The organism is Cupriavidus sp. MPR-AND1C (assembly GCF_058809705.1).
Window position 1 is genome coordinate 18,947 of record NZ_JBXASU010000040.1, and the last position, 24,913, is coordinate 43,859.

The window sequence follows — 24,913 nt, forward strand, 5'->3', positions numbered from 1 at the left end:
TCTCTATCAGGTTCATCCGGCCGCAAGTGCGTGAGATGGTGATGGAGGTATCCGCGCGCGTGTGCGTCGTCCTGCTGCTGAGCGTGTTCGCCTATAGCGCGTACGCGCAGTGGCGCCTGGCGCCCGAGCGCATCACCTTGCTGCTGCTTGTGGTTGCCACGGTGCTGACCGTCGGCTTGTCGCTGTTCTCGCGCATCCCCGAAAAGCGCGACATGCGCCCCTTGAGCTTTGTGATGTCGATTGGCGGCAGCTTCTACTATCTCGGGATCGAGCTCGACCCCGGCGTTCGCCTTGTCCCCGAGACAGTCGGCGCCACGCTGGAAATCACCGGCATCCTGTTCCAGCTATTCGCCAAGCTATCGCTGCGCGGCTCCTTCGGCATCCTGCCCGCCAATCGCGGCGTGGTGTCGCGCGGCGCGTACCGGCTCGTGCGCCACCCCATCTATCTGAGCTACCTGGTGACAGACCTTGGCTTCCTGCTGGCCAACTTCGGCTGGCGCAATGCCCTGCTCTACGGCGGCCTCTATGCCTTGCAAACGGGCCGGATGTTCAGGGAAGAACAACTCCTGGGCCAGGATCCCGCCTATCGCGCGTATCAGGCCAATGTGCGATATCGCGTCATTCCCGGGGTGTTCTAGCACGCGGCAGGGATGACCCTGCCGGCAGCGTCGGCGCGCAATCAACGCACGTTCCCAAGCCCTCACCTCCCCCCTACTGCAACACGAAGCCCTGCTCCCGCACCGCCTGCGAATCCAGCCCGATCTGCACCTTGAATTCCCCCGGCTCGGCGGCGTATTCCAGTTTGGCGTTGAAGAACTTCAGCTTGTCCTCATCGAGGGAAAAACGCACGACGCGCTCCTCGCCTGCCTTGAGCATGAGCTTGTGGAAGTCCTTCAGCTCCTTCACCGGCCGCACCACGGAAGCGGCAACGTCCTGGATATAGAGCTGGACCACGGTTTCGCCATCGCGCTGCCCGGTGTTCTTCACCGTCACGCTCGCCTCGATGCGGCCACCGCGCGGCATGGTGGGGCTCGATAGCGTGATACCGGACACGCTGAAGTCCGTATAGCTCAGTCCGTAGCCGAACGGGTACAGCGGGCCGGACGTTTCCTCGAAGTATTGCGAGGTGTAGTTTGGCGGCTGGCCAGGCACAAACGGGCGCCCGATACGCAGCTGGTTGTAGTAGGTGGGGATCTGCCCGAGCGAGCGCGGGAAGGAAACGGGCAGCTTGCCCGAAGGGTTGTAGTCGCCGAACAGCACGTCGGCAATGGCATGGCCGCCTTCGGTGCCGGCGTACCAGGTCTCGAGCACGGCGTCGGCGTTGTCCTTCACCCAGTTGATGGTGAGCGGGCGGCCGTTCATCAGCACCACCACCATCGGCTTGCCGGTGGTCTTGAGCGCCTTGAGCAGCGTCTCCTGGCTGCCCGGCAGCGACAAGGTGGTACGACTCGAGGCCTCATGCGACATGCCGCGCGACTCGCCCACGGCCACCACGATCACGTCGGCGCCGCGCGCTGCCGCCACGGCTTCGGCGATCATGTCCCCCGGGGCACGCTTGTCCTGGACAATCTCGGGCTTGTCCCAGTTCATGAAGTTCAGGTACCTGACCACGCCAGCGTCGTCGGTCACGTTCGCGCCGCGGGCATAGGCCACGCGGCCATTGCCGCCGAGCGCGTCGCGCACGCCTTGGAGCAGCGTCACCGTCTGCCCGGATTTGCCGGCGGCAGACCAGCTCCCCATGGTGTCGATGGGCGCATCGGCCAGCGGCCCGACGACCGCGACCGTGCCGGACTTCTTCAGCGGCAGCGTGCGCTCGCGGTTCTCGAGCAGCACCAGCGACTGGCGCGCCGCGGCGCGTGCGGCCTCCCGGTGCAGTCGGCCCGGCGCGTCGACGTCAGCCGGGTCCTGCTCGGCGGCGCCGATGCGCTTGAAGGGGTCCTGGAACAGTCCCAGGTCGTACTTGGCGCCCAGTATCTCGCGCACCGCATCGTCAATGACGCGCATGGGCACTTCGCCGGATTTCACCAGTTCGGGCAGGTGATCCCGGTAGGCGGCGTCGTGCATGCTCATGTCGACGCCGGCCGTGATGGCGAGTTTGGCGGACTCGCGCGCATCCTTGGCCACGCCATGCTTGGTCAGCTCGTCGATGGCCCCGTGGTCGCTCACCGTGATGCCCTTGAAGCCCCAGGTCTTGCGCAGCAGGTCACGCAACAGCCATGTGTTGGATGTGGCCGGCACGCCGTTGATCGAGTTCAGCGCGATCATGACGCCGCCGGCGCCGGCATCGACGCCGGCGCGGTATGGCGGCAGGTAGTCCTGGTACATGCGCAGCGGGCTCATGTCGACCGTGTTGTAGTCGCGCCCGCCTTCCACCGCGCCGTACAGCGCGAAGTGCTTGACCACCGCCATCACGCTATCCGCGTTGGCCAGGGAGGCTCCCTGAAAGCCCCTGACGCTGGCCTGCGCGCACAGCGAGACCAGGTACGGATCCTCGCCAAACCCTTCCGACGTGCGCCCCCAGCGCGGATCGCGCGAGATGTCGACCATCGGCGCGAAGGTCATGTCGAGGCCATCCGCGCTGGCTTCGATGGCTGAGATGCGCGCGCTCTGCGCCACCGTTTCCATGTCCCAGCTCGATGCCAGGCCCAGGCTGATCGGGAAGATGGTGCGATGCCCGTGCACCACGTCGTAGGCGAAGAAAATGGGGATCTTCAGGCGGCTGCGCTCCACCGCCGCTTGCTGCATCGGCCGGTTGTCCTTGCGCGTCACCGAGTTGAACGTGCCGCCTACCCGGCCCGCCGCGATCTCCTTGAGCAACTGGGGCTGGGGCATGTCCTCGCCGATGCTGATCAGGCGCAATTGCCCGATCTTCTCCTCCAGCGTCATCCGTCCGATGAGATCAGCGACGAAGGCATTCTTGTCGCCGGTGGCAGCCGGCGCGGTGCCGGCAAGCACCGGCGAACAAACCAGGCTGGCCGACAGGGCCAGCAAAGAGAGCATTCTCATCCGAGTGTGATCCAGGTGGCGCGGCAAGGTAGCTGCCCCGCGGGTGGTGCGCATTTCCGGCCTGACAGGCACGCGAAGCGAAATACGCTATCGTTTATCTTTCTGCACTGCGAGCGCAGTTTACCGCCACTACACTATCTGCTGCCGCCGCATGTGACGCGGCAGCCTTGCTTAACCTGTATTTCTGGAGAGATTCGTGGTTCTTGCCGTCATCGCCGCGTCGTTTCGTAACAAGATGCAAATGGCCTTGCCAACGCTGCTGGCCGCCGGGGCGCTGCTGGCGGGCGGCCAGGCCAGCGCGTTCTCCCTGGACGACGTAGTGCCCCGCGCCAAGACCCTGGCCGACAAGCCTTATGCCGCACCGGTCAGCAACCTGCCCCCGGTGTTCAGCCAGATGCAGTTTGCCGACTACATCAAGATCCAGCCCCAGCGCGACAACCTGGAGTGGAAGGACCAAGGCACGCCGTTCCGCCTGGGCTTCTACCACCAGGGCATGCAGTTCGGCAGCCCGGTACGCATCAACGAGATCGTGGGCGGCGCGGTCCATGAGATCCGGTACGACCCCGCGCGCTTTGACTTCGGCGACCTGAAGCTGGACAAGTCCGCGACCGGCAAGCTCGGCTATGCCGGGTTCCGGGTGCTCTACCCGATCAACCGGGCCGGCAAGCTCGACGAGATCATGAGCGTGCTGGGCGCCAGCTACTTCAGGGTCATCGGCAAGAACCAGGTCTATGGCCTGTCCAGCCGCGGCCTGGCCATCGATACCGGGCTGCCCGTCGCAGAGGAGTTTCCGGCCTTCCGCGAGTTCTGGATCGAGCGGCCGGATCCACAGGACAAGCACCTGGTGTTCTATGCCCTGCTGGATTCCCAGCGTGCCACCGGCGCCTACCGCTTCGATCTCTACCCCGGCGAGGATGCGGTCCTCAAGGTGCAGGCGCGCATTTTCCTGCGTGGCCCCGTCGCCAAGCTCGGCGTGGCGCCGCTGACCAGCATGTTCCTGTTCGGGCCGAACCAGCAGCGCGACCAGTACAACTTCCGCCCGGCCCTGCACGACTCCAACGGCCTTGCCATCCATACCGGCAGCGGCGAATGGCTGTGGCGCCCGCTGAACAATCCGCGCAACCTCGCCATCAGCACTTTCCAGGTCACCAGCCCCAAGGGCTTCGGCCTGCTCCAGCGGGGCCGCGAGTTTTCCTCGTATGAAGACCTGAAGGACCGTTATGACCTGCGGCCAAGCGCCTGGATCGAGCCCCAGGGCGACTGGGGCAAGGGCAAGGTCGAGCTGGTGGAAATCCCCACGCCCGACGAGACCAACGACAACATCGTCGCCTTCTGGACGCCGGACCAGCTGCCGCCCAAGGGCCAGCCCCTGAAGGCGGACTACACGATGCACTGGACCCTTGACGAGCGCGCCCTGATGGACAAGGACCTGGCCTCGGTCAAGCAGACGCTGCGCTCCGCGGGAGAAATCACGCAGGCCAACCTGATCCGCCACCTGGATGGCAGCACAGGCATCGTGGTCGACTTTGAAGGCCCTGTGCTGGCAAGCCTGCCCCCGGGCACGCAGGTCGGCGCACAGGTCAGCGTGAGCGGCAACGCCGAGATCATCGACAGGGTGGTGGAACCCAATCCCGTCATCAAGGGCTGGCGGCTGAGCCTGCGGATCAAGGTCAAGGATCCGAAGCAGGTGGTGGAAATGCGCGCGGCGCTGGTGTCCGGCGACAAGACGCTGAGCGAGACGTGGAGCTACCAGATGCCGCCGTATTCGGTCGGCGGCAAATAGTACGGGCAATACGCAATACGCAATACGACCGCCTGTTGCGCCGTGCCGCCCCCCCGTCTTGCGCTTGGCGTCCCGGCTCAGGCGAGCGCGCCGCGGGTCGCCGGCATCACGGCCTGGACCGACGCGGCAAAGCGCTCGACGATGCGGTCGATATCCTGTGCCGAACAGATGAAGGGCGGCGCAAAGAGCACGTGGTCGCCCCGCATGCCATCCACGGTGCCCCCCATCGGATAGATCAGCAGCCCGTTTTGCATGGCGGTGGATTTGAGCCGGGCATGCATCTTCAGGGCCGGGTCCAGCGTCGCCTTGGTCTCGCGCTCAGCCACGAACTCCACACCGACAAAGAGACCGCGGCCGCGGATGTCGCCAACGTTGGGGTGATCGCCCAGCGTTTCGCGCAGCCGGGCGCGCAGTTGCCCGCCGCGAGCCAGCACGTTCTCCAGCAGACAGTCCTCGGCGATGGTGCGCTGCACGGCCAGTGCCGCCGCGCAAGCGGTGGCATGCCCGATATACGTATGCCCATGCTGGAAGAAGCCGCTGCCGCCCACCACCGCGTCATAGATGCGGCTGCTCGATATCATGGCGCCGATCGGCTGATAGCCCGCGGCCAGGCCCTTGGCGATGGTCACGATATCGGGCACCACGCCGTCCTCCTCGCACGCGAACAGGTAGCCGGTGCGGCCCATGCCGGACATGATTTCGTCGAGGATCAGCAGCACGCCGTACTTGTCGCAGACGGCGCGAACGCGCCTGAGATAGTCCGCCACCGGCGGCACCGCGCCGGCGGTCGCGCCCACCACGGTCTCCGCCACGAACGCGGCGACGCTGTGCGGGCCAAGTTCGAGGATCTTGGCTTCAAGCTCGTCGGCCAGGCGCTGCGCGTACTGCTGGTCGGTCTCGCCCGCCTCCTGGTCCCGGTAGGCGTAGCACGGCGCCACATGGTGCGCCGGCACCAGCAGGGGCAGGAACGGCTCACGGCGCCATGCATTGCCGCCGATGGCCAGCGCCCCCAGCGTGTTGCCGTGGTAGCTCTGGCGGCGCGCGATGAAGTGGCGGCGCTGCGTTTGCCCGATCTCCACGAAATACTGCCGCGCCAGCTTCAACGCGGCCTCGACCGCCTCCGAGCCGCCCGAGACAAAGTAGACGTGGTTCAGATCGCCGGGCGCCGCTTGCGCCAAGGTGCGGGCCAGTTCTTCCGACACTTCGGTGGTGAAGAACGACGTATGCGCGTAGGCAAGCGAGTCGGCCTGCTGCTTGATCGCCTCGATCACCCTGGGATGCCCGTGGCCCAGGCAGGACACCGCGGCCCCGCCTGACGCGTCGATGTAGTGCTTGCCATTGCTGTCGATGAGCTCGATGCCCTTGCCGGCGACTGCCACGGCAAGCGTCTGGCGGGGATTGCGGTGGAATACGTGGGTCATGATGTCTGGTGTGAGAACAAAATATCGAATTAGGAACGCGGGCGGTGCGTGAGAACCTGGCCGGGAAATGCCGGGATAACGTGTGTGTCTTCCCACACGCGCTGGCCATTGACCCAGACGCCGTGGATGCCTTCGCTCAGGCGGATCGGATCCTCGAAGGTGGCGTGGTCCTGCACACGCTGCGCGTCGAACAGGACCAGGTCGGCGAACTGGCCGGCACGGACCAGCCCTCGATCCGTGAGTCCGTATTGCTCGGCGGCAAGCCCGGACATCTTGTGAACGGCTTGCTCAAGCGTCATCAGCCCGGACTCGCGCACCATCCGCGCAAGGATGCGCGGGAACGTGCCCCACTGGCGCGGATGGGGGCGTGGGTCGAACGGCAGCCCGTCCGAGCCAAAGATGGTCAGGGGAAAGCTGGCGATGCGCTCGACGTCCGCTTCATCCATGATGAAGTAGATGGCGGCGGCGGGCTTGAGCCGCTCCAGCAGGCCATGTTCGTCCAGCCCCAGCGTCTGCATGAGTTCCTGGAAATCCCGGCCGCCCGCTTCTGGATAGCCTTTGGACCAGGTGATCATGGTGCGCGTGGCTTGCCGTACGCGATCGAGCCGGAGCATCGTCGAGGTTGCGGAATAGGGATGGCAGTCCAGGCACAGCGGCTGCAGCCTGGAGGCTTTCTCCAGGATGGCCAGGGTCTCCACGGAGCGGCCGTGATTGCGCTTGCCTGCCACCTTGTGATGCGAGAAGACGATGCGGCAATCCAGCGCCCCGCCAATCCTGAGCGCCTCCTCGATGGAGGGCACGATATCGTCGGTCTCGTCGCGCAAGTGGGTGGAGTAGATGCCCCCGAATGCCCGCAGCGGCTCGCAGACCTGGATGATCTCCCGCTCCGTGGCGGCGGCGGCCGGCGGATAGAAGGTGCCAGTGGAGACGCCGAAGGCGCCTGCCTGCATGGCTTTTTCCACCTCCACGCGCATGGCGGCCACTTCGTCCGCATTGGCCTCGCGGCTCACGTCCGGCATAACCTTGACGCGCAGCGTGGAGTGGCCCAGCAACGGCACCACGTTCACGTTGGCCGGCTTGGCGCGCATGGCATCCAGCCAGTCGGCGAACTCGGCGAACCGGAACAGTTCCGCCGGCCCCATCAGATCCATTGGCTGCGGCGGATCGCAGCTGACCAGCGGCGCCACGCTGATGCCGCAATTGCCTGTCACCACCGTGGTGATGCCCTGCGAGACCTTGGGCTCCATCTCCGGATGCACCAGCAGGTAGCCGTCGTCGTGCGTGTGGGAATCGATGAAGCCCGGCGCCAGCACGCGGCCCGTCGCGTCGATCACATCCCTGGCCTGCGCGCCGGCGAGGTCGCCGACGGCAACGACCCGGCCGCCGGCGACGGCAACATCCGCGATCCGCCGCGGCGCGCCCGTGCCATCGACCAGCGTCGCGCGCCGAAACAGCAGATCCGCAATGCTGGCGGCTTCCATGGGTAATGCCGACATGACTTCTCTCCCCCGCTTACCGTGGTTTGATTCCCGCTTGTTTGACAACCTGCGCCCACCTTCCGGCCTCCCGGGCCGCAAAGCCGTAGCGCGCCCGCGCCCGGGACTGCCAACATCGCCTTCAAGGCTGGCGCTGCCAAAGAAGCGCTGCCGGCACCGGCGAAGTATATGAAAGCGCGCCCGGTTATGCAACATATGTTTCTTAAAAAATCAACGAGATTCACTCGATTCATTCCGCGTGAAGCCACGCCGACGCCACGTCCCGTGCAGCGGGTGGCCAGTTGTGCAACAATCGTTACATCCATGTTGCATCCATCAATCAGGACATCGCCCATGCCTACCGAAGTCTCCATGCCGCCGCAGAGCCTGGATGAACTACTTGTTCATCTCCGGGAGAACTTCGCCACGCTCAGTACGCAGTTCCAGGGCGGGGCGCGCTACCTGCTCGATCATCCGCAGGAGATTCCCATCCTTTCCATGCGCAAGATCGCCGCGAATGCAGGTGTCCAGCCGGCCACCCTGGTGCGCCTGGCGCAGTTCCTTGGCTTCGAGGGCTGGCAGGGCCTGCGCGAGCTCTTTGTCGAGTCGATCCGCGGCGGCCCGCAGCCCTACGCCAAGCGCGCCAAGAAGCTGGTGCGCGAGAGCGGGTCAAGGCGGATGCTCACGGAAATGCTCGACGCCCAGCACCGCAACCTGGACCTGACCGGGGCCAACAATGCCGAGTCGATGCCGCAGGCTGCCGACCTGCTCAGCGCCGCGCCCAATGTGTATGTGGCGGGCTTTCGCTCGTGCTACCCCATCGCGTTCACCCTGCATTACGTGTATCGGCTGTTTCGCCCAACGGTGCACCTGATCCGTGGCGATGCGGGCACCCTCGAAATGGAGCTGCGCGCGCTGACGGCCAAGGATGCCGTGGTGGTCGTGAGCTTTGCGCCCTATTCGCAGGAAAGCATCCGCGTGGCCGATGCCGCGCGCGAGGCCGGCTGCCGCGTGGTGGCCCTGACCGACAGCACCGTGGCGCCGATTGCCTTGCATGCCGATTGCACGCTGCTGTTCTCCATCGACAGCCCGTCGTTCTTTCCCTCCATCACGGCCGGCGTGGCGGTGGCGGAAGCCCTGGTCGAGCAGTTGCTCGCCAAGAAGGGCAAGGGCGCGATCAAAGCGCTCGAACTCGCCGAAGGCCAGTTGCACCAGACCGGCGCCTATGTCCCGGCCAGGCGGGGCTAGCTGGCCGGACATTCTGTCTAGGCGAGCTGGCTGCAGCCGGCCCGCGTATTGCGGCAAAGCCCTTGCGCCTCCAGGAACAACGCCGCCTCCAGGCATCTTGTTTCCTGCCACGGCGGCGCGATCAGCTGTACGCCGAGGGGCAAGCCGGCCACGGCGCAAGGCGCGGCGACCACGGGCAGCCCCGCCAGCGAGACAGGGCGAGTCAGGTGGCCGGCATCTGCGCGCGGCACGTAGGCCCGCTTGCCGCCGGCGATCTGCTCCGCCCCGATCAGGGGTGCCGCATACGGCGTGGTGCACGCCAGCAGCAGGTCGACCTCGTCGAACAGTGCCTCGAGCTTTTGGCGCCACACGGCCTGGTAGGCCTTGGCCAACTGGTACCAGCCCTCGGGGATGGACAGGCCGGCCAGCATGCGCTGGCGCACAAAAGCGCTATAGCCAGGATGGCGCTCGGCGAATCCGCGCTGAACATGGTTGCGCCCGACTTCAAACGCGGAAATGATCGACGCGGCGTCGCGTGCAAGATTGGCTTCAGGCAGATCGATCTTTCGTACGGCATCAAACGCAGAGGCAACGCGCAGCACGGCGTCCTGGGCCTCGTCCTGCGCAAAATCGCCAAAGCCGGCTTGCAGAATCCCCACGCGCAGGCCAGCCATCGACACGCCGGCAGCCGGCGCCGGCTCGCCGGGTCTGGGTCCGGATCCGGGCCCTAGCATCGCGCGGTACGCCAATGCCAGCCCGGCCGCATCCGAGGCCATCGGACCCACCGCGTCCAGGCTCTCGGCATACGGAAAGCAGCCTTGCGCTGACATGCGGCCCGTGGTCGGCCGCAGGCCCCAGATGCCGCAGAACGATGCCGGCGCGCGAATGGACCCGTTGGTATCGGACCCGATGCCAATCGGTGCGATCCCGGCCGCAATCGCCGCGGCGGTGCCCGCCGACGATCCGCCCGCGATCCTGGCCGGATCCAGCGGATTGCGCACCGGTCCGCCGATCACGTTCTCGCCGGTAGCGCCGCAGGCATACTCGTCCATCTGTGTCAGCGCCACCGGGATCGCGCCGGCCGCCATCAACGCTTGCACCACGGCGGCGCTGCGGGTGGCGGGCGGCTCGTTCGCCCGCGCATGCGCGCCGGCAAGCGTCGCGTGGCCCTCCACGTCCAGCAGGTTCTTGACGACGAAAGGCACGCCGGCCAGGGGGAGCGGGGCCTTGCCGGCGAGGCGGGCCGTATCACAGGCGCCCGCGCCGACAACGGCCTCCTGCGCCAGCAACCGGGAGACGCAGTTCAGCGACGCCACCTGCGCCGCCCTGGCAAGGCTGGCCCGAACCACGTCTTGCGCGCTAAGGCTGCCGGAGCGCAATTGCGCCGCAATGCCGGCCACGGACTGCAAATCAACCGCCATTGCCGCCCCCCACCCTGCTGCGCGCCTGCCCGCCTGCCAAGGCATTGGCAAGCCCCAGCGCCATGCCCTCCATGCCCTGCACCAGCGCCACGACAGCCTGGATATCCTCCGCCGAGACCGGGGGCAGGACTTTGCCAATGGCCGTATCGACGGCAGCCAGCAGTTCCGCCTGCGTCAGGCGTTGCATCGCCATCTCACACCTGCCGGTCGGACATGAGCGCGCGCGGAATGGCGAGGATCAGCACCGCGGCGATCAGCATCATGGCAGCCAGTGCCAGCACCCCCAGCGAGATGCTGCCGGTGGACTGCTTGATGCCACCCATGAGCACGGGGCCGATCAAGCCGGCGAGGCTGGCGGCGCTGTTGATCATGGCGATGCCGCCGGCGGCGGCCGTACCGGCCAGCACGCGGCCCGGCAGGCCCCAGAACATCGCCAGCGTCGCCATCAGGCCGGAGATGCCGATGGTCAGGAACACCATGGCCATGACGGTATTGTGCGCAAACAGCGTGCTGGCCCACATGGCCGCGGCCGCGACAAAGAGCGGGACGGCGGCATGCAGGCGCCGCTCGCCCACGCGCTGCGCATGCGCCGCGTTGCGGTTCATCACCACGCAGGCAACGCCGTACGGGATCGCCGTCAGCAGGGCAATCTCGAGGGGCGACTGCATGCCCGTGGACTGGATGATGGTCGGGAGCCAGAACACCAGGCCATAGTTGCCGATATTGAACAGCAGGCAAATGCCCATCAGCATCCACAGCACCGGGGACTTGAGCGCGGCCACGAAGCTCGTGTTCTTGCGGGCGTTTTCGGTGGATAGCGTGGTGGTGATCGCCGCCGCTTCCTCCCTGGTCAGCCACGGCGCGGTCTGAGGCGACTCCGGCAGCATCCTGAGCACGAGCAGGCCCAGCACGATCGCCGGCAACGCTTCGATCAGGAACATCCACTGCCAGCCCTGCAAGCCATGCAGGTCGTGCGTGCCGGACATCAACGCGCCGGAAATCGGCCCGCCCAGCACCATCCCCAGCGGCATCGCCAGGAACAGGATCGACATGATCTTCGACTGCCGGGCTGCCGGATACCATTTGTTCAGGTACATGACCGCGGCAGGGAAGAAGCCGGCTTCCGTCACGCCCAGCATGAAACGAGCGAAGTAGAACTCCGCTGGCGTGCTCACCAGCATGGTCGCGGCCGAAACCAGGCCCCACATGATCATGATGGCAGCCATGCTCTTGCGCATGCCCAGCCGGTAGATCAGCAGGCTGCTGGGCACCTGGCAGAGCATGTAGCCCCAGAAGAAGATGCCGGCCCCGATGCCGTACACCACGTCGCTCAGCCCCAGCGCCTGCTGCATCTGCAGCTTGGCAAAGCCAACATTCACCCGGTCCAGGTAGCTGAAGAAATAGCAAAGGACGATGAATGGCACGATGCGCCTGGTCACCTTGGCGAAGGCGGCGGCGTCCAGCGCGCTCTCGACGCGGGGCGCTTCTACCGCATCACCCAGGGTGGCGGCGTTCTTGACAACGGTCATGCTGGTCTCCTCCGGGTACGGGATTACTCAAACGCTTCGTCGCTGGGCTGGTCGTAAGCCTTCTTGACCGCGGCACTCATCGGGAACTCGAAATTGATGTTCTTTGGCGGCACCGGCTTGCTGAACCATTTGTCGTACAGGCCCTTGATCTCGCCGCTCTTCATCAGGCCGGTGATCACGCCATCGACCAGCTTCTTGAACTCGGGATCGTCCTTGCGCATCATGAAACCGTAGGCCTCGAACGATTGGGGCGTGCCGACCACTTCCCATTGCGCCGGGTTCGGCGCCAGCGTTTTCGCGCCCGACAGCAGCACGTCGTCCATCATGAAAGCAGAGACGCGGCCCGATTGCAGGATCAGGAACGACTCGCCGTAGTCCTTGGCGCTCTGGACGGTGATGTTGGCCTTCTTGTCGTCGTTGAGCTTGCGCAGGATCCGCTCGGACGTGGTGCCCGCGTTGGTGACCACGGTCTTGCCGCTGAGGTCCGGGAAGTCGTGGACCGGGCCGCCCTTCCTGACCAGCAGGCGCGTGCCGGCAACAAAGAAGGTGGTGGAGAACGCCACCTGCTGCTGGCGCGCTTTCAGGTTGGTGGTGACCCCGCACTCCAGGTCCACCGTGCCGTTCTGGACCAGGGATATGCGGTTCTGCGACGTGACCGGCACCATGCGCACGTCAAGCCTGGACAACCCTGCCTGCTTCTTGACCTCGGCCACCACCTTGTCGCAGATGTCCTGCGAATAGCCGATCACCTTCTGGTTGCTGTCGTAGTAGGAAAACGGGATCGAGGTGGTGCGATGCCCGATGGTGATCGTTCCCGACTCCTTGATCCGGGCCAGTGTCGGGCTGGCAGTCACATCCGAGGCCTGGACCGCCCCCACGCCAAGCGTCGCTCCCAGCATTGCCAATCCGAGGCAGGTGGCTTTCACAGCTTTCATTTATCGCTCCTTGTTTAGCAGACATGCGACGGGCCATCGCGTTTGAATGCTATTCAATGAGCAACAACTGTTCCATCATGGATAACCATGAAACATATGTATTTTTTCTGGAAAAATGAAGTAACAGACGCATCGCGCACCAAATAAGGCGATACAAATGGTGCATGACCGGCCTCGTTTTGAGGCATGACGGAACCAGCAGGCTTGCGCAACCAGGCGTAGCATGGCGCGCTCGCCTCCAGCTTTCGACTCAGCCTCATGCGTTCCATGCGATCCCTGCCGCCTCTCGTGACCCTGCGCGCGTTCGAAGCCGCCGCCCGGCGCCTGAGCTTCAGCCTGGCGGGGCAAGAGCTTTTTGTGTCACAAAGCGCCATCAGCCACCATATCCAGCGCCTGGAGAGCGACCTGGGCGTGACGCTGTTCGAGCGGCGCGCGCGCGCCGTTGCATTGACGCCCGCGGGGCAGGCGTACTACGCCAAGGTGCACGCGGCATTTGCGCTGCTGCGCGATGGCACGGAGCAGGTACGGGCGCCCGGCACGGCGCGCACGACGCTGACCGTGGGGCTGCTGGCGTCGTTTGGCACGCGCTGGCTGGCGCCGCGCTTGCAGGCGTTCTCGCTGGCGCATCCCGGCATCGACCTGCAGTTGCGGCCCGACATCGGCCTGGCCGATGTGGCCGGCGGCGAGGTTGACGTGGCGATCCGCTACGGGCGCGGCGCCTGGCCGGGCGTGCAGGCGCAGCAACTGATGCCGGAGCGCCTGTCGGTGGTCTGCGTGCCCGGCCTGATCGCCGGGCCGGACCGGCCCGCCAAGCCACAGGACCTGCTGCGCTTTGCGTTTTTATCGTCGCATGCCCGGCAGCCGTTCGAGTGGGATGCCTGGTCGCGCCGCTTTGGCCTGGACCTGAGCCAGGCGCAGACCGTGCATCTGCACGACTACAACATCGTGGTGGAAGCGGCGCTTGCCGGCCAGGGCATCGCCATGGGCCGCCACCGCCTGATCGCCCAGCAACTGGCCAGCGGCGCGCTGGTGCAGGCCCTGCCCGACGCGGTACTGGAGGATCCCGGCATCGGCTGGTGGCTGGTCGCGCCGCGCGGGGCGCTGGGCGAGGCCGCATCGGCATTCCGTGGCTGGCTGACGGCGGTGGCCGCCGAGGATGCGCTGGACGGCACCTGACGCCGCGTGGCGCCGCGTGGTCACCCACGGATTAGTTTTGCTCATGTGTGGCGAAGCAAGAATTGATTGGTTTCCCGGCCACCAAGCCGATAGGATGGGCCTTCCCAATCTCTTTCCCGCGCAAGCCACATGACCCTCTCCCTCTCCGCCCGCGTGGCCGAACTCGGGCTGACCCTGGAAGCCGCGGCCGCGCCCGCTGCCAACTATGTATCGTTCGTGCAGGACGGCAACCAGCTCTATATCTCCGGCCAGATCTCCCGCGAACATGGCCAGGCCGCGTACCTGGGCCGCCTGGGCGACAATATTTCGGACGAAGACGGCGTGCGGGCGGCGCGGCTGTCGGCGCTCGGCATCCTCTCGCAGATCGCCGCGGCCACGGGTGACCGGCTCGACCGGGTGGCCCGTGTGGTGCGGCTGGGCGTGTTCGTGGCCTGTACGCCGGACTTCAATCGCCAGAGCGCCATCGCCAACGGTGCGTCGGACCTGATGGTGCAGGTCTTCGGCGATGCGGGCCGCCATGCGCGCAGCGCCGTGGGCGTGGCCTCGCTGCCTGCTGGCGTCGCCGTGGAAGTCGAAGCGGTCATCTCGCTGACCCCGGCCTGAACCGGACGCGCATCCCAGGAACCCCCATGCCAGCCCGTACCGCTGCCCCCCTCACCGCTGCCGCCATCGACGCCTTGCGCGCCCTTACCCCCGGTGCGCAAGGCACCACGCATTTCAACCACGGCGGCGCCAGCCTGCCGTCAGCAGCCACGCTCGCGGCGATCTACAGCCATCTGCAGCGCGAGGCCATGCTGGGCCCCATGGAAGCCGGCGTCGCGGCGCGCGAACAAACGGAACGCGCGCGTACCCTCGCCGCGCAACTGCTCAACGCCCAGCCGGCGGAGATCGCGCTGACCACGGGCAATTCGCCCGGCTGGGGCGCCGCGTTCGCCGCCCTGGGAGCCTGGCAACCCGGCGACCGGATACTGGTCGGGCGCCACGAATGGGGCGGCAACCTCGCCACCATGCGCCTGACGGCGCAGCGCGCGGGCGCGTCGATCGAAGCCATTGCGTCCGATAGCAGCGGCGCGGTGGATCCCGAGGCGCTGGAGGCCATGCTGGACGACCGCGTGCGCCTGATTGCGCTGACCTGGCTGCCGGCCAACGGCGGGCTGATCAACCCGGCAGCGGCCATCGGAAAGGTAGCGCGGCGCCACGGCATCCCCTACTTCATCGACGCCGCGCAGGCGGTGGGGCAATTGCCGATCGACGTAGCCCGGTTGGGCTGCGACGTGCTCAGCGGCGCCGGGCGCAAGGCGCTGCGTGGCCCAAGGGGAACAGGCCTGCTGTATGTGCGCCAGGACTTCCTGCCCCGGCTCACGCCGGCATTCGTCGACACGTACTCCGCGCCGCTGGACGCGCGCGGCGAGCCGGTGCTGCGGGCCGGCGCGGCCCGCTTCGAATCGGCGGAAGCATCGATGGCGCTGCGCTGCGGCCTGGCCAACGCCTTGCAGGAAGCGCTGGAGATCGGCCTTGAGAACATCCGTGCGCGGATCGATGCCACCGCGCAGGCGCTGCGTGCGCAACTGGCCGCCATACCCGGCGTGACGGTGCTGGACCAGGGCCACGAGCGCTCCGGACTGGTGGCGTTCAACCTGGCCGGCCAGGACCCGGTGTCGGTGCAGCATAGCCTGGCGGCACAGGGCGTGGTGATCGGCAGCAACGGCGCCGCCTATACCCCCCTGGATATGCACGCCCGCGGACTCAGCCAGATCGCCCGCGCCTCGGTCAGCTACCTGACCACCGAGGCGGAGATCGGGAGGTTGCTGGAGGGCTTGCGGGCGCTGGCACGCTAGGGCGCCGGACCGGGCCTTTCATCGTGCTGCGCATCGTGCGGCATCGAGGCCAGTCATGCTAGCCAATTCAGGCGAACGTCCAATGCCCCTGGGAGGCGGCGGGGCAGATGCCTAATGTGGCGCTTGGTGGCGCGACGGGCTAGGATACAGAGACTGCCGGACGGTGGACGGTGAGGCTGATGCATCGCAGCATTCGCACCCGACGTCTTCGCATCTCTTGCCCTATGCCAGACAAGCCCCTGTCTCCGCCAGGAACGCTGACGCGCAACCGCCTCGTCAGGCGCATCGCGATTGTCGTGGCGATACTCGTTGGCCTCGTTGTCGCAGGCTGGTACGCAACCCGGGCCAAGCCGGTAGCGGTATTGACGGCCAGGGTCGAGCAGGGGCGCGTCGAGGCCACTGTCGCCAACACCCGGGCGGGCGCGGTCTCAGCCTGCCGGCGGGCGAAACTGGCGCCGCCGGCGGCCGGACGCATCGAGGTGCTGAATATCCACAAGGGCGATCGCGTGAAGGCTGGCCAGGTACTCCTCGTCCTCTGGAACGAAGACCTGGTCGCGCGCGAACAACTCTCGCAACACCAGTTGCTGACAGCCACCGCGCACGCGCGCGAAGTGTGCGAACTGGCCAAGGTGGCGGCAAGCGACGCGAGGCGCTCGCGGGAACTGGTGGCAAAAGGCTTCGTCTCGCCGCAGGCGGTGGAGCGGACCGATGCCGACGCCGACTCCAGGCGTGCCGCGTGCGAATCCGCGAGGGCGCAGGTGAAGGAGGCAGGGGCGCGTATCGCCGCCTCGCGCGCGGATACTGCGCGCACGGTGCTGAAAGCGCCTTTCGACGGCGTGGTGGCCGAAGTCAACGGCGAGATTGGCGAGTACCTGACGCCCTCGCCGCCCGGCATCCCGACGCTGCCTGCCGTGGACCTGATCGACGACTCGTGCCTCTATGTATCCGCACCGATCGACGAGATCGACGCGGCACGCTTGCAGGTAGGCATGCCGGCACGGGTCACCCTGGATGCCTATCGCGGCAGGCATTTCGAGGGCAGGTTGCGGCGTGTCGCACCCTACGTCCTGGCGCTGGAGAAGCAGGCCCGCACCGTCGAGGTCGAGGTCCAGTTCGACAGTCCCGACCTTGTCCGCCATCTCCTGGTGGGCTATAGCGCCGACGTGGAAATCGTGACCGATGCCCGCGACCAGACGCTGCGCATCCCTACCACGGCGCTGGCATCCGGCAACCGCGTGCTGGTGCTGAACCCCGCCGGCAGGCTGGAAGCGCGCACCATCGGCCCCGGGATTGCCAACGCGGAGTTCACCGAGGTGACCGCGGGGCTCAGGCGCGGCGAGCGCGTCGTCACCTCGCCGGAACGGATTGGTCTCCAGGCGGGCATCGCCGCCGTCGAGGCAGAACCGGCTACCGCGGAGACACAAGCAAAATGATCCGGCTCGACGGCATCGGGCGGACATTCGCGCTGGGCGGCGAGGCTGTGCACGCGCTTCATGACATCGACCTGGCGGTTGCTCAGGGAGAGTACCTTTCCATCATGGGCCCATCGGGTTCCGGCAAGTCCACCTTGCTCAATATCCTGGGCCTGCTGGACCGCGCCGATACCGGGACTTACCGGTTGGGCGGCCACGACGTAACCGCTCTCCCGGACGACGAACTGGCGCGCCTGCGGCGTGAGAAGATCGGCTTTGTATTCCAGTTCTTTCACCTGGTGCCGCGCCTCACCGCCGCCGCGAACATCGAGCTGCCGATGGTGCTCGCCGGGATGGACCCGGCCGAACGGCGGCGCCGCGTGGACGCGCTGCTCGGCGAGTACGGCCTGCAAGACCGTGCCAGGCACCGGCCCGACGAGCTCTCGGGCGGGCAGTGCCAGCGAGTTGCCATCGCGCGTGCCATGGCCATGCACCCGGCGATCATTCTCGCCGATGAGCCCACCGGCAACCTGGACCGGCATACCGGCCAGGAAGTCATGGCGGTGCTGGAAGGCCTGCATGCACAGGGGGCAACGCTGATCGTGGTCACGCACGACCCGGAAATCGGCGCCCGCTCCCGGCGCAGGCTGCGCATGGTGGACGGCGGCATTGCCGGTGACGAGGCGCGGCAGGATAGCCATGCGGCTCACTGACGTTCTCGACTTCACCTGGCAAGTACTGCGCGGCTACCGCTCACGCAGCCTGCTGATCCTGCTCGCCATGGGAATTGGCGTTGCCGCCGTGGTGGCGGTGAGCGCGCTCGGCGAGGGGGCGAGGCTATACGTGGTGAACCAGTTCGGCGCACTTGGCACCAACCTCGTCATCGTGCTGCCCGGGCGCAGCGAAACGGCCGGCGCAGCGCCGGGGATCGTGCTGGGCGCAACCACGCGCGACCTGACGCTGGACGATGCGTTGGCGCTCAGGCGCAGTCCCGCCGTCGCGCGCATCGCTGCGCTCATTGTCGGGAACGCGGATCTGCATGTCGGCGCGCGGCGACGCGAAGCGCCGGTGCTGGGGTCCACCGCCGAATTGCTGGCGGTGCGCCATATGGCGCTAGCCCAGGGCAGCTTCCTGCCGGAGGGCGATCCACACCACGGCCAGCCCGTGTGTGTGATCGGCACCAGGGTAGCGATGGAGCTGTTTGGCACGCGCCAGGCGCTGGGTGAGTGGCTGCGCATCGGAGACCGGCGCTTTCGCGTGATCGGGCTGCTGGCCGGCCAGGGTGAATCGCTGGGCTTCAACACGGACGAGCTGGTCATCGTTCCGTTGTCCGCGGCCCAGGCCCTGTTCAACACCGACTCGCTGTTCCGCATTCTGATCGAGGCCAAGACCCGCGAGCAGATTCAGGGCGCCAAGGCCGACGCCGAGGAGATCATTCGCCAGCGCCACGAAGGCAAGCGCGACGTGACCGTCATCACACAGGACGCGGTGCTCGCCACGTTCGACCGCATCCTGCGCGCGCTCACGCTGGCGGTGGGCGGCATCGCGGCCATCAGTCTTGCCGTGGCCGGCATCCTCATCATGAACGTGATGCTGATTGCCGTGACCCAGCGGCAACGCGAAATCGGGTTGCTCAAGGCGCTCGGCGCCACCGCCGGCCACATCCGGCTGCTCTTCCTCACCGAAGCCGTACTGCTGGCGCTAGGTGGCGTGGCCGCGGGTCTGGCGGTGGGCGAAGCCGCGTGCAGGCTTGCCGTGCAGCTCTACCCGGCAATTCCCTTCACACCGCCTTGGTGGGCCTTGCTGGGGGCGCCGGCCATCGCCGTCGTGACCGCCATCGCCTTCACCGTGGCACCGGCCCAACGCGCGGCAAAGCTGGATCCGGTGCTGGCCCTGTCGGGACGATGACCCATGCGCCATGCAGACTTCATCCATTTCACCCTCGCCTCGCTGGCTGCTCACCGGCTACGCACCTCGCTCACCGCACTGGGCATTGCCGTTGGCATCGCCGCGGTCATCTTGCTGACCTCGATCGGCGAAGGGCTGCATCGCTTCGTGATTGAAGAGTTCACCCAGTTCGGCACCAATCTGATCGGCGTGACGCCAGGCCGCACCCAGACCCACGGCGCTTCGCTCGGGTCGATCAACACCGTGCGCCCGCTCACGATCGAAGACGCCATCGCCCTGCGCCATGCCCCCCACGTGCGCGTGACCAACCCACTGGTGCAGGGCAATGCTGAAGTCGACTACCTCGGCAAGAGCAGGCGAGTGACGCTGTATGGTGTCGGGCCCAGGTTCACTGAAGCGCTGAGCATGCGCGTGGCAGCCGGGCAATTCCTGCCCGATGACGATCCGCGCGCCGCACGAACACTGGCGGTACTGGGCGCAAGAGTGGCGCGCGAACTGTTCGGCGGCGACAACCCACTGGGCGCGCGCATCCGCGTAGGTGGTGAACGCTATCGCGTGGTAGGCGTGATGGAAGCGAAGGGCCAGATGCTGGGCTTCGACCTGGACGATACGGTCTATATACCGGCTGGCCGTGCCCTGGACCTGTTCAACCGGGAAAGCCTGGTCGAGATCGAGGTCACCTACGATCCCACCGCTGCGCTCCCCGACGTAGAGGACGGCATCAAGCGCCTGTTGAGCGCGCGTCATGGTGCCGAGGATTTCACCGTCACCCCCCAGCAAAAGATGCTGGAGGTGTTCGGCACCGTGCTCGATGCCATCACCTTCGCGGTAGCAGCGATCGGCGCCATCTCGCTGATCGTGGGCGGCGTGGGAATCCTCACGATTCTCACCATCGCTGTGGCCGAGCGCACATCCGAGATCGGGCTCTTGCGCGCCATCGGGGCGACCGAGGCACAGGTCATGCTCCTCTTTCTTGGTGAAGCCGCGCTGCTCGCCGCTATCGGCGGCATGATCGGATTGCTGCTGGGATGGGGCATCGCGCTGGTGCTCGCGGCGGTGTTGCCGGCGCTGCCAGTCCACACACCGTGGTCCTACGCCATGCTGGCTGAGCTGGTGGCGGTGGTGATCGGTCTGGCTGCCGGCGTGCTGCCGGCACGCCGGGCGGCGCGGCTTGCCCCGCAGGAGGCCTTACGCTCCGAATAGAAACCAGAACCCAGAAACCAAAACCCGAACCGCAGCTTTCTCAGCTTCCGGGCCAGCGGTCCTCCGGCTGCCTGAATAGGGGTTTATGCCAGCTTCTCTCCGGCTCCGGGTTGCGGTCTACTGGAAGCGAATCAAGACGTGGCTCGAGTGTGGATTGGCACTGCTTAGCTTGCCACCACATTCCAGCCGTGGGATTCCGACTCCAGGAGACAACACCATGGTGACCAAGCAGGACGAAAGCTTCATTCTGAAGAACCTTCTCGCGCTGGCAGCAGTGGAGGCGCTCGGCGGCGCGATTGCGCTAGGGTTCGCCTTCAATCTCCTGACCTGACTGAAAGGACAACAAAGATCCTTCATCGTTGTCCGGTATCAAAGGTATAAAGAGAATCAAGGAATCAAGGAATCATTAAAGCTCCCCGGCACTGGCCTTGATCCGGCCAGTTTTCCGGGGATCTCTGTCATCAGGGACCCGCATTTTCGATGCTGTCCCGCCGTGCGCAGCCGGCGGAACCTTGACGCATTTCAGCTCGCAAGCTCCCTGCCGGCGCCGCCAGGTCAGTTCAGGCTTCCCGGATTCTGCGCAGCGGCTTTCTGCTTGGCCTTGGCCGCAAAGTACGCGCCAATCTGCTTCTGCGTAATCGCCCCCTTCTTCCTCGTATCGATCTTGTCGAAGTTCTTGTAGACCTCCGGCATGCCGGCCTCGGCTTCCTCGCGGCTCAGCTTGCCGTCGTGGTTGGTATCGGCGGCAGCGAACTTCTCGGCGAATTTCGCCTTGGCTTCCTTTGGATTCATGGGCGCTTGCGGCGCCGCCTGGGGGGCGGGTTGTGGCGCGGGTTGTGGCGCGGGTTGTTGCGCGCCGGCAGTGCCGGATACAAAGCATGCGACCAGCGCCAGGCTGGCAGTCGACAGTAGCCGTGGAATCATTAGCGTCTCCTGGAACACTTCGATGGTATCGCCTGCCGGTCCTGCGGTCGTCGGCGGCCGGATGGCTTGCGCAGAGATCGGGAGCAATCGATCCCCCGGGCCCGTGGCTAAGATCATCGTCGGCTTTCCGGCATTGGGGAATTGAGTTATTTCGGTATCCGATATTAGTGTTTTGCCAGGCGGGCGGTGGTGACGCGCAGCCACGCGCGCTGGCGGGTCACGGCCGGGGAGTCCCCGCATCCCGCGCCCGCCCCAGCAAGAACTCGCGCTCGCGGGTGTTGCGGGTCATGCCGGCGGCGCGTTCGAATTCGGCGCGGGCCTCGTCGAAGCGGCCGAGCTTGTACAACAAGTCGCCGCGCACGCTGGGCAGCAAGTGGTACTTCGCCAGCGAGGACTCGGTGAGAAGCGCATTCACCAGCTCCAGGCCAACCTCGGGGCCGAAAGCCATGCCGAGCGCCACCGCGCGGTTCAGCTCCACCACGGGTGAGGGCGCCACCTCCGACAGCGCGTCGTAGATGGCGGCGATCTGCGCCCAGTCGGTATCGGCCGCGGCGGTGGCGCGGGCGTGGCAGGCGGCCAGCGCCGCCTGCAAGGCGTAGGGGCCGAGCGCCCCGCCCAGCTCCTGCGCGCGCGCCAGCGCCGCCATCCCGCGTCGGATCAGCAGGTGGTCCCAGCGGCTGCGGTCCTGTTCCAGCAACAACACCGGGTGGCCTTGCGCATCGACCCGTGCATGCGTGCGCGAGGCCTGGATCTCCATCAGCGCCACCAGGCCGTGCACCTCGCTTTCCTGCGGCGCCAGGCCGGCCAGGGTGCGGCCCAGACGCAGGGCCTCCTCGCACAGCGCGGGGCGCATCCAGTCATCGCCAGCGGTGGCGGAGTAGCCTTCATTGAAAATCAGGTAGATCACTTCCAGCACGGACGCCAGGCGCGGTGCGCGTGCCTGGGGCCCAGGTACCTCGAAGGGCACGCGCGCGGCGCCGAGCGTGCGCTTGGCGCGCACGATGCGCTGGGCGATGGTGGGTTCCGGGGTCAGGAAGGCCCGCGCGATTTCCTCGGTGGTCAGCCCGCCCAGCAGGCGCAGCGTCATGGCGACCCGCGCATCGGTGGAAAGCACCGGGTGGCAGGCGGTGAAAACCAGCCGCAGCAGGTCATCGCCGATGTCATCCTCGCGCGCGGCATCCAGCGCATCGACAAAATCCGGTACTACGTGGGCCTCCATCGCTTCGAGATCCTGGCCGATCTGCTCGTGCTTGCGGGCGTGCAGCGCTTGCTGGCGCAAGTGGTCGAGCGCGCGGTTCTTCGCCGTGGTCATCAGCCAGGCGCCCGGGTTGTCCGGCACGCCGGTCTCGGTCCAGCGCTCCAGCGCGGTAACCAGGGCGTCCTGCGCCAGTTCTTCGGCCAGGCCCACGTCGCGCACCACGCGCGCAACGTGGGCGATGACCTTGGCGGATTCGATCCGCCAGACGGCTTCGATCGCCCGGTGCGTCGGTGTCGTCGTCGCCATGTGTTTCAAGCCGCGCTGGTCGCGCCGGGTGCCGAGGGCTCCATATACACCAACTCCCAGATATGCCCGTCGAGATCATCGAACCCGTGCCCGTACATGAAGCCGTGGTCCTGCGGCGCACGCGGCGCCGTTGCGCCGGCGGCCAAGGCTTTGGCGACCATGGCGTCCACCTCGGCGCGGCTCTCGCAGGAGATGCAGATCAGCACTTCGGTGCTCTCGGAGGTATCGCACAGCTTGCGGGTGGTGAAGGTCTTGAAGAATGCATGCTTGAGCAGCATCGCGTGGATGTTCTCGCCGATCACCATGCAAGCGGCGTCGTCGTTGGTGAACTGCGGGTTGAAGGTAAATCCCAGGCCCTTGAAGAAATCCTGCGAGCGCTGCAGGTCGGCCACGGCGAGGTTCAGGTAGATTTGCTTATGCATGATTCGTCCTTGGATTCGGTTTCGCGTGATTGGGCGGAGGCTCGGCGGGTTGCCCCGCTTACCTAGCGGCCGGCGCCTCGGCCAGCGTCTTCAGGTTGACCAGCCCTTGCTCGAAATCCTTGCCCACCATCTTGTCCATATTGAAGACGAGATGCACCAACTTGGCAAAGTACGGCACGCTGCCTTGCATTGACCACGTCACCTTGGTGGCATCGGCCTGCGGCATGAGCGTGAATTCGGCGGTGTTGTGCGCCTCGAACGGCTTGATGAAATCCAGCCGCATCGTGACCTTGGCAGCCGGCTCGGTTTGGACGATTTCCATGCTGCCTACGCCTACCTTTTCGCTCTCCCAGGCGTAGGCGGCGCCCTGCCCGCTGCGCGTGGCGCCGTAGGTGCCCTTCAGGGACGGGTCCTTCTTTTCATAGGGGTTCCACTGGTTGAAATTGTGGAGGTCGTTGATGAGCGCGAACACGCGCTCTGGCGGCGCATTGACGCTGGCGCTGCGCTCAACCCGGAAGGTATCGGGCTGTGTGGCGGAGTAGATCAGCAGCAGGGCAATGGCGCCGAGAGCGGCGAGCAGGATGGGCTTGAGCATGGTGTCGGGATCGGGCAAAGGTTGGGGTGGGCTCGTGGGCTCAGTGCTGGCCGGCGTCGAGGTCGCGAAAGCGCTCCACCGCAGGGCTCGGCGCGAAGTCCTCCAGCTCGAACAACTGCCGTACCTCGATCTCTCCGTCGGCCATTTCGCCGTGCGGCGACGGGAAGCGCCGCGCCCATTCCATCGCTTCCTCGCGGCTGCGCACCTGGATCAGCGTGTAGCCCGCCACTATTTCCTTGCTTTGCGCAAATGGCCCGTCGACGACGGTGCGCTGGCCGCCGGCATAGCGGATGCGCCAGCCGGCGGAAGTGGGCTTGAGCCCGGCTGCGTCGAGCAACACGCCCGCCTTGGCCAGTTGCTCGTGATACGCCGCCATCGCGGCGAAGAGGCCTTCGTCCGGCATCGCGCCGGCCTCACTGCCTTGCGTGGCTTTCACCAGGATCATGAATCGCATCGCGGTTCTCCTTAGCTTGAGGTTGCTGGTTGTCGGTGGTGAGCCATGGCGGCGGCACGCCGCTGCCATCGTTGACTCTTACCGGTACGACGAACCGCGCGCCGCCAGATCGACATCCTGTGCAAAAAACCCCAAAAACCAAGGGTAACTACTTAGATGCGGCCATGCACCCTATCCGCTTGCAGTCTTACAGGAAGCAAGGCCCGACCTCGCGGACCTCCACGCTGCACCATGCCGCGGCGGGGCACTCGGCGGCAATGACAATGGCCTCGTCCTGCGTGGCGCAGTCGAGCAGGAAGTAGCCGCCGATCATTTCCTTGGCCTCGGCAAAGGGGCCGTCGAGCAAGTCGCGGCGGCCTTCGCGCACCTGCACGCGCACGCCATTGGCCTGCGACGTGAGCGAGTTGACGCCCAGCAGCAGCCCGCGCTCATTCAGGCCTTCGGCAAAACGCTGCATGCTGGCGTAGGCCTGGCGCCCTTCTTCCGGGGAACGCTCGGCGCGCTGGCCAACGGGTTCGACAATCAGCAGCATGTACGACATAGGGTCTCCGCTTTGTTTTGCGCATTTTCGGGTAGGGCTTACCGCCCACATCCTGCACGCCTCGGCCGCCGGCCGCAAGCGGCCGGCGAGCTACTTATGGATGGCAGAAATGCTTGGCCGTTAATTGCAATGACGCAAC

At 66.3% G+C, this 24,913-nt stretch carries 24 protein-coding genes; 10 read left to right on the forward strand and 14 right to left on the reverse strand.

Annotated features, from left to right (window positions below):
* Positions 1-35: 35 nt before the first annotated feature.
* Positions 36-638 carry a methyltransferase family protein gene (locus AC1RWI_RS21105; protein ID WP_043358006.1) on the forward strand — a complete coding sequence of 201 codons (603 nt, stop codon included), beginning with the start codon at positions 36-38 and terminating at the stop codon, positions 636-638.
* A gap of 73 nt (positions 639-711) precedes the next feature.
* Here the strand turns inward: AC1RWI_RS21105 and bglX are convergent, their stop codons facing one another.
* Entirely contained in the window at positions 712-3,000 is a 2,289-nt protein-coding gene (gene bglX / locus AC1RWI_RS21110; protein ID WP_492868561.1) for a beta-glucosidase BglX, read from the reverse strand.
* Between the two features lie 247 nt (positions 3,001-3,247).
* Here bglX and AC1RWI_RS21115 point away from each other — a divergent pair, with 247 nt between their 5' ends.
* The gene (locus AC1RWI_RS21115; RefSeq protein WP_492868563.1) at positions 3,248-4,789 is read left to right on the forward strand and encodes a glucan biosynthesis protein G; all 1,542 of its coding nucleotides are present in this window, start codon (positions 3,248-3,250) and stop codon (positions 4,787-4,789) included.
* Positions 4,790-4,866: 77 nt separating this feature from the next.
* On the opposite strand, the gene AC1RWI_RS21120 is transcribed toward AC1RWI_RS21115, so the two are convergent.
* Entirely contained in the window at positions 4,867-6,210 is a 1,344-nt protein-coding gene (locus AC1RWI_RS21120; RefSeq protein ID WP_492868513.1) for an aspartate aminotransferase family protein, read from the reverse strand.
* Positions 6,211-6,239: 29 nt separating this feature from the next.
* On the reverse strand, positions 6,240-7,706 hold the full coding sequence (locus AC1RWI_RS21125; protein ID WP_492868515.1) for an N-acyl-D-amino-acid deacylase family protein: 1,467 nt from the start codon (positions 7,704-7,706) through the stop codon (positions 6,240-6,242).
* Positions 7,707-8,039: 333 nt separating this feature from the next.
* Between AC1RWI_RS21125 and AC1RWI_RS21130 the strand changes: the two genes are divergently transcribed.
* Positions 8,040-8,933, forward strand: a complete 894-nt coding sequence (locus AC1RWI_RS21130; RefSeq protein ID WP_492868517.1) for a MurR/RpiR family transcriptional regulator — start codon at positions 8,040-8,042, stop codon at positions 8,931-8,933.
* Positions 8,934-8,950: 17 nt separating this feature from the next.
* Here AC1RWI_RS21130 and AC1RWI_RS21135 read toward each other — a convergent pair whose 3' ends face one another.
* Genes AC1RWI_RS21135 through AC1RWI_RS21155 form a run of 5 tightly spaced genes read right to left on the reverse strand, consistent with a single transcriptional unit; the run spans position 8,951 to position 13,066 of the window.
* Entirely contained in the window at positions 8,951-10,333 is a 1,383-nt protein-coding gene (locus AC1RWI_RS21135) for an AtzE family amidohydrolase (protein WP_492868519.1), read from the reverse strand.
* Complete coding sequence (locus AC1RWI_RS21140) at positions 10,323-10,520, reverse strand: hypothetical protein (protein ID WP_158408318.1); 198 nt, start codon at positions 10,518-10,520, stop codon at positions 10,323-10,325. Before AC1RWI_RS21140 ends, AC1RWI_RS21135 begins: the two co-directional genes overlap by 11 nt.
* Positions 10,521-10,527: 7 nt before the next feature.
* Complete coding sequence (locus tag AC1RWI_RS21145) at positions 10,528-11,862, reverse strand: MFS transporter (protein ID WP_052494992.1); 1,335 nt, start codon at positions 11,860-11,862, stop codon at positions 10,528-10,530.
* A 23-nt stretch (positions 11,863-11,885) separates the two neighbouring features.
* Entirely contained in the window at positions 11,886-12,797 is a 912-nt protein-coding gene (locus tag AC1RWI_RS21150) for a glutamate/aspartate ABC transporter substrate-binding protein (protein ID WP_492868522.1), read from the reverse strand.
* A gap of 53 nt (positions 12,798-12,850) precedes the next feature.
* Complete coding sequence (locus tag AC1RWI_RS21155; RefSeq protein WP_492868565.1) at positions 12,851-13,066, reverse strand: hypothetical protein; 216 nt, start codon at positions 13,064-13,066, stop codon at positions 12,851-12,853.
* Between AC1RWI_RS21155 and AC1RWI_RS21160 the strand changes: the two genes are divergently transcribed.
* From AC1RWI_RS21160 to AC1RWI_RS21190, 7 genes are all read left to right on the forward strand, one after another.
* Positions 13,056-13,973 carry a LysR substrate-binding domain-containing protein gene (locus AC1RWI_RS21160; protein WP_492868524.1) on the forward strand — a complete coding sequence of 306 codons (918 nt, stop codon included), beginning with the start codon at positions 13,056-13,058 and terminating at the stop codon, positions 13,971-13,973. The genes AC1RWI_RS21155 and AC1RWI_RS21160 overlap by 11 nt on opposite strands.
* Positions 13,974-14,102: 129 nt before the next feature.
* A complete protein-coding gene (locus AC1RWI_RS21165) occupies positions 14,103-14,576 on the forward strand; it encodes a RidA family protein (protein ID WP_043354463.1) in 474 nt (157 codons plus the stop codon).
* Positions 14,577-14,602: 26 nt separating this feature from the next.
* Positions 14,603-15,811 carry an aminotransferase class V-fold PLP-dependent enzyme gene (locus tag AC1RWI_RS21170; RefSeq protein WP_492868526.1) on the forward strand — a complete coding sequence of 403 codons (1,209 nt, stop codon included), beginning with the start codon at positions 14,603-14,605 and terminating at the stop codon, positions 15,809-15,811.
* Positions 15,812-16,035: 224 nt separating this feature from the next.
* Positions 16,036-17,244, forward strand: a complete 1,209-nt coding sequence (locus tag AC1RWI_RS21175; RefSeq protein ID WP_492868528.1) for an efflux RND transporter periplasmic adaptor subunit — start codon at positions 16,036-16,038, stop codon at positions 17,242-17,244.
* Entirely contained in the window at positions 17,241-17,936 is a 696-nt protein-coding gene (locus AC1RWI_RS21180) for an ABC transporter ATP-binding protein (RefSeq protein ID WP_043354459.1), read from the forward strand. The genes AC1RWI_RS21175 and AC1RWI_RS21180 overlap by 4 nt, the downstream gene beginning before the upstream one ends.
* Entirely contained in the window at positions 17,923-19,131 is a 1,209-nt protein-coding gene (locus tag AC1RWI_RS21185; RefSeq protein ID WP_043354457.1) for an ABC transporter permease, read from the forward strand. The genes AC1RWI_RS21180 and AC1RWI_RS21185 overlap by 14 nt, the downstream gene beginning before the upstream one ends.
* A 3-nt stretch (positions 19,132-19,134) precedes the next feature.
* Positions 19,135-20,334: an ABC transporter permease gene (locus AC1RWI_RS21190; protein WP_492868530.1), complete on the forward strand. Its 1,200-nt coding sequence runs from the start codon at positions 19,135-19,137 to the stop codon at positions 20,332-20,334.
* 555 nt (positions 20,335-20,889) lie between these two features.
* Here the strand turns inward: AC1RWI_RS21190 and AC1RWI_RS21195 are convergent.
* The 6 genes from AC1RWI_RS21195 to AC1RWI_RS21220 all read right to left on the reverse strand — a co-directional run bounded on the left by AC1RWI_RS21195 (position 20,890) and on the right by AC1RWI_RS21220 (position 24,774).
* Complete coding sequence (locus AC1RWI_RS21195; RefSeq protein ID WP_492868531.1) at positions 20,890-21,258, reverse strand: calcium-binding protein; 369 nt, start codon at positions 21,256-21,258, stop codon at positions 20,890-20,892.
* 217 nt (positions 21,259-21,475) lie between these two features.
* A complete protein-coding gene (locus AC1RWI_RS21200; protein WP_043354453.1) occupies positions 21,476-22,762 on the reverse strand; it encodes an RNA polymerase sigma factor in 1,287 nt (428 codons plus the stop codon).
* A 5-nt stretch (positions 22,763-22,767) separates the two neighbouring features.
* Positions 22,768-23,184: a VOC family protein gene (locus tag AC1RWI_RS21205; RefSeq protein ID WP_043354451.1), complete on the reverse strand. Its 417-nt coding sequence runs from the start codon at positions 23,182-23,184 to the stop codon at positions 22,768-22,770.
* 58 nt (positions 23,185-23,242) lie between these two features.
* Positions 23,243-23,779, reverse strand: a complete 537-nt coding sequence (locus AC1RWI_RS21210; protein ID WP_492868533.1) for an SRPBCC family protein — start codon at positions 23,777-23,779, stop codon at positions 23,243-23,245.
* A 40-nt stretch (positions 23,780-23,819) separates the two neighbouring features.
* Positions 23,820-24,233, reverse strand: coding sequence for a YciI family protein (locus tag AC1RWI_RS21215; protein WP_043354449.1), 414 nt, complete (start codon positions 24,231-24,233; stop codon positions 23,820-23,822).
* Between the two features lie 187 nt (positions 24,234-24,420).
* Entirely contained in the window at positions 24,421-24,774 is a 354-nt protein-coding gene (locus tag AC1RWI_RS21220; RefSeq protein WP_043354446.1) for a YciI family protein, read from the reverse strand.
* Between the last annotated feature and the right edge of the window lie 139 nt (positions 24,775-24,913).

Coding starts and splice junctions, on each gene's coding strand:
- AC1RWI_RS21145 (WP_052494992.1), bottom strand. CDS start 11,862: ATGACCGTTGTCAAGAACGCCGCCACCCTGGGTGATGCGGTAGAAGCG.
- AC1RWI_RS21195 (WP_492868531.1), bottom strand. CDS start 21,258: ATGATTCCACGGCTACTGTCGACTGCCAGCCTGGCGCTGGTCGCATGC.
- AC1RWI_RS21210 (WP_492868533.1), bottom strand. CDS start 23,779: ATGCTCAAGCCCATCCTGCTCGCCGCTCTCGGCGCCATTGCCCTGCTG.
- AC1RWI_RS21160 (WP_492868524.1), top strand. CDS start 13,056: ATGCGTTCCATGCGATCCCTGCCGCCTCTCGTGACCCTGCGCGCGTTC.
- AC1RWI_RS21205 (WP_043354451.1), bottom strand. CDS start 23,184: ATGCATAAGCAAATCTACCTGAACCTCGCCGTGGCCGACCTGCAGCGC.
- AC1RWI_RS21200 (WP_043354453.1), bottom strand. CDS start 22,762: ATGGCGACGACGACACCGACGCACCGGGCGATCGAAGCCGTCTGGCGG.
- AC1RWI_RS21140 (WP_158408318.1), bottom strand. CDS start 10,520: ATGCAACGCCTGACGCAGGCGGAACTGCTGGCTGCCGTCGATACGGCC.
- AC1RWI_RS21125 (WP_492868515.1), bottom strand. CDS start 7,706: ATGTCGGCATTACCCATGGAAGCCGCCAGCATTGCGGATCTGCTGTTT.
- AC1RWI_RS21185 (WP_043354457.1), top strand. CDS start 17,923: ATGCGGCTCACTGACGTTCTCGACTTCACCTGGCAAGTACTGCGCGGC.
- AC1RWI_RS21130 (WP_492868517.1), top strand. CDS start 8,040: ATGCCTACCGAAGTCTCCATGCCGCCGCAGAGCCTGGATGAACTACTT.
- AC1RWI_RS21190 (WP_492868530.1), top strand. CDS start 19,135: ATGCGCCATGCAGACTTCATCCATTTCACCCTCGCCTCGCTGGCTGCT.
- AC1RWI_RS21180 (WP_043354459.1), top strand. CDS start 17,241: ATGATCCGGCTCGACGGCATCGGGCGGACATTCGCGCTGGGCGGCGAG.
- AC1RWI_RS21150 (WP_492868522.1), bottom strand. CDS start 12,797: ATGAAAGCTGTGAAAGCCACCTGCCTCGGATTGGCAATGCTGGGAGCG.
- AC1RWI_RS21120 (WP_492868513.1), bottom strand. CDS start 6,210: ATGACCCACGTATTCCACCGCAATCCCCGCCAGACGCTTGCCGTGGCA.
- AC1RWI_RS21105 (WP_043358006.1), top strand. CDS start 36: ATGGTGATGGAGGTATCCGCGCGCGTGTGCGTCGTCCTGCTGCTGAGC.
- AC1RWI_RS21135 (WP_492868519.1), bottom strand. CDS start 10,333: ATGGCGGTTGATTTGCAGTCCGTGGCCGGCATTGCGGCGCAATTGCGC.
- AC1RWI_RS21115 (WP_492868563.1), top strand. CDS start 3,248: ATGGCCTTGCCAACGCTGCTGGCCGCCGGGGCGCTGCTGGCGGGCGGC.
- bglX (WP_492868561.1), bottom strand. CDS start 3,000: ATGCTCTCTTTGCTGGCCCTGTCGGCCAGCCTGGTTTGTTCGCCGGTG.
- AC1RWI_RS21155 (WP_492868565.1), bottom strand. CDS start 13,066: ATGGAACGCATGAGGCTGAGTCGAAAGCTGGAGGCGAGCGCGCCATGC.
- AC1RWI_RS21220 (WP_043354446.1), bottom strand. CDS start 24,774: ATGTCGTACATGCTGCTGATTGTCGAACCCGTTGGCCAGCGCGCCGAG.
- AC1RWI_RS21175 (WP_492868528.1), top strand. CDS start 16,036: ATGCCAGACAAGCCCCTGTCTCCGCCAGGAACGCTGACGCGCAACCGC.
- AC1RWI_RS21215 (WP_043354449.1), bottom strand. CDS start 24,233: ATGCGATTCATGATCCTGGTGAAAGCCACGCAAGGCAGTGAGGCCGGC.
- AC1RWI_RS21170 (WP_492868526.1), top strand. CDS start 14,603: ATGCCAGCCCGTACCGCTGCCCCCCTCACCGCTGCCGCCATCGACGCC.
- AC1RWI_RS21165 (WP_043354463.1), top strand. CDS start 14,103: ATGACCCTCTCCCTCTCCGCCCGCGTGGCCGAACTCGGGCTGACCCTG.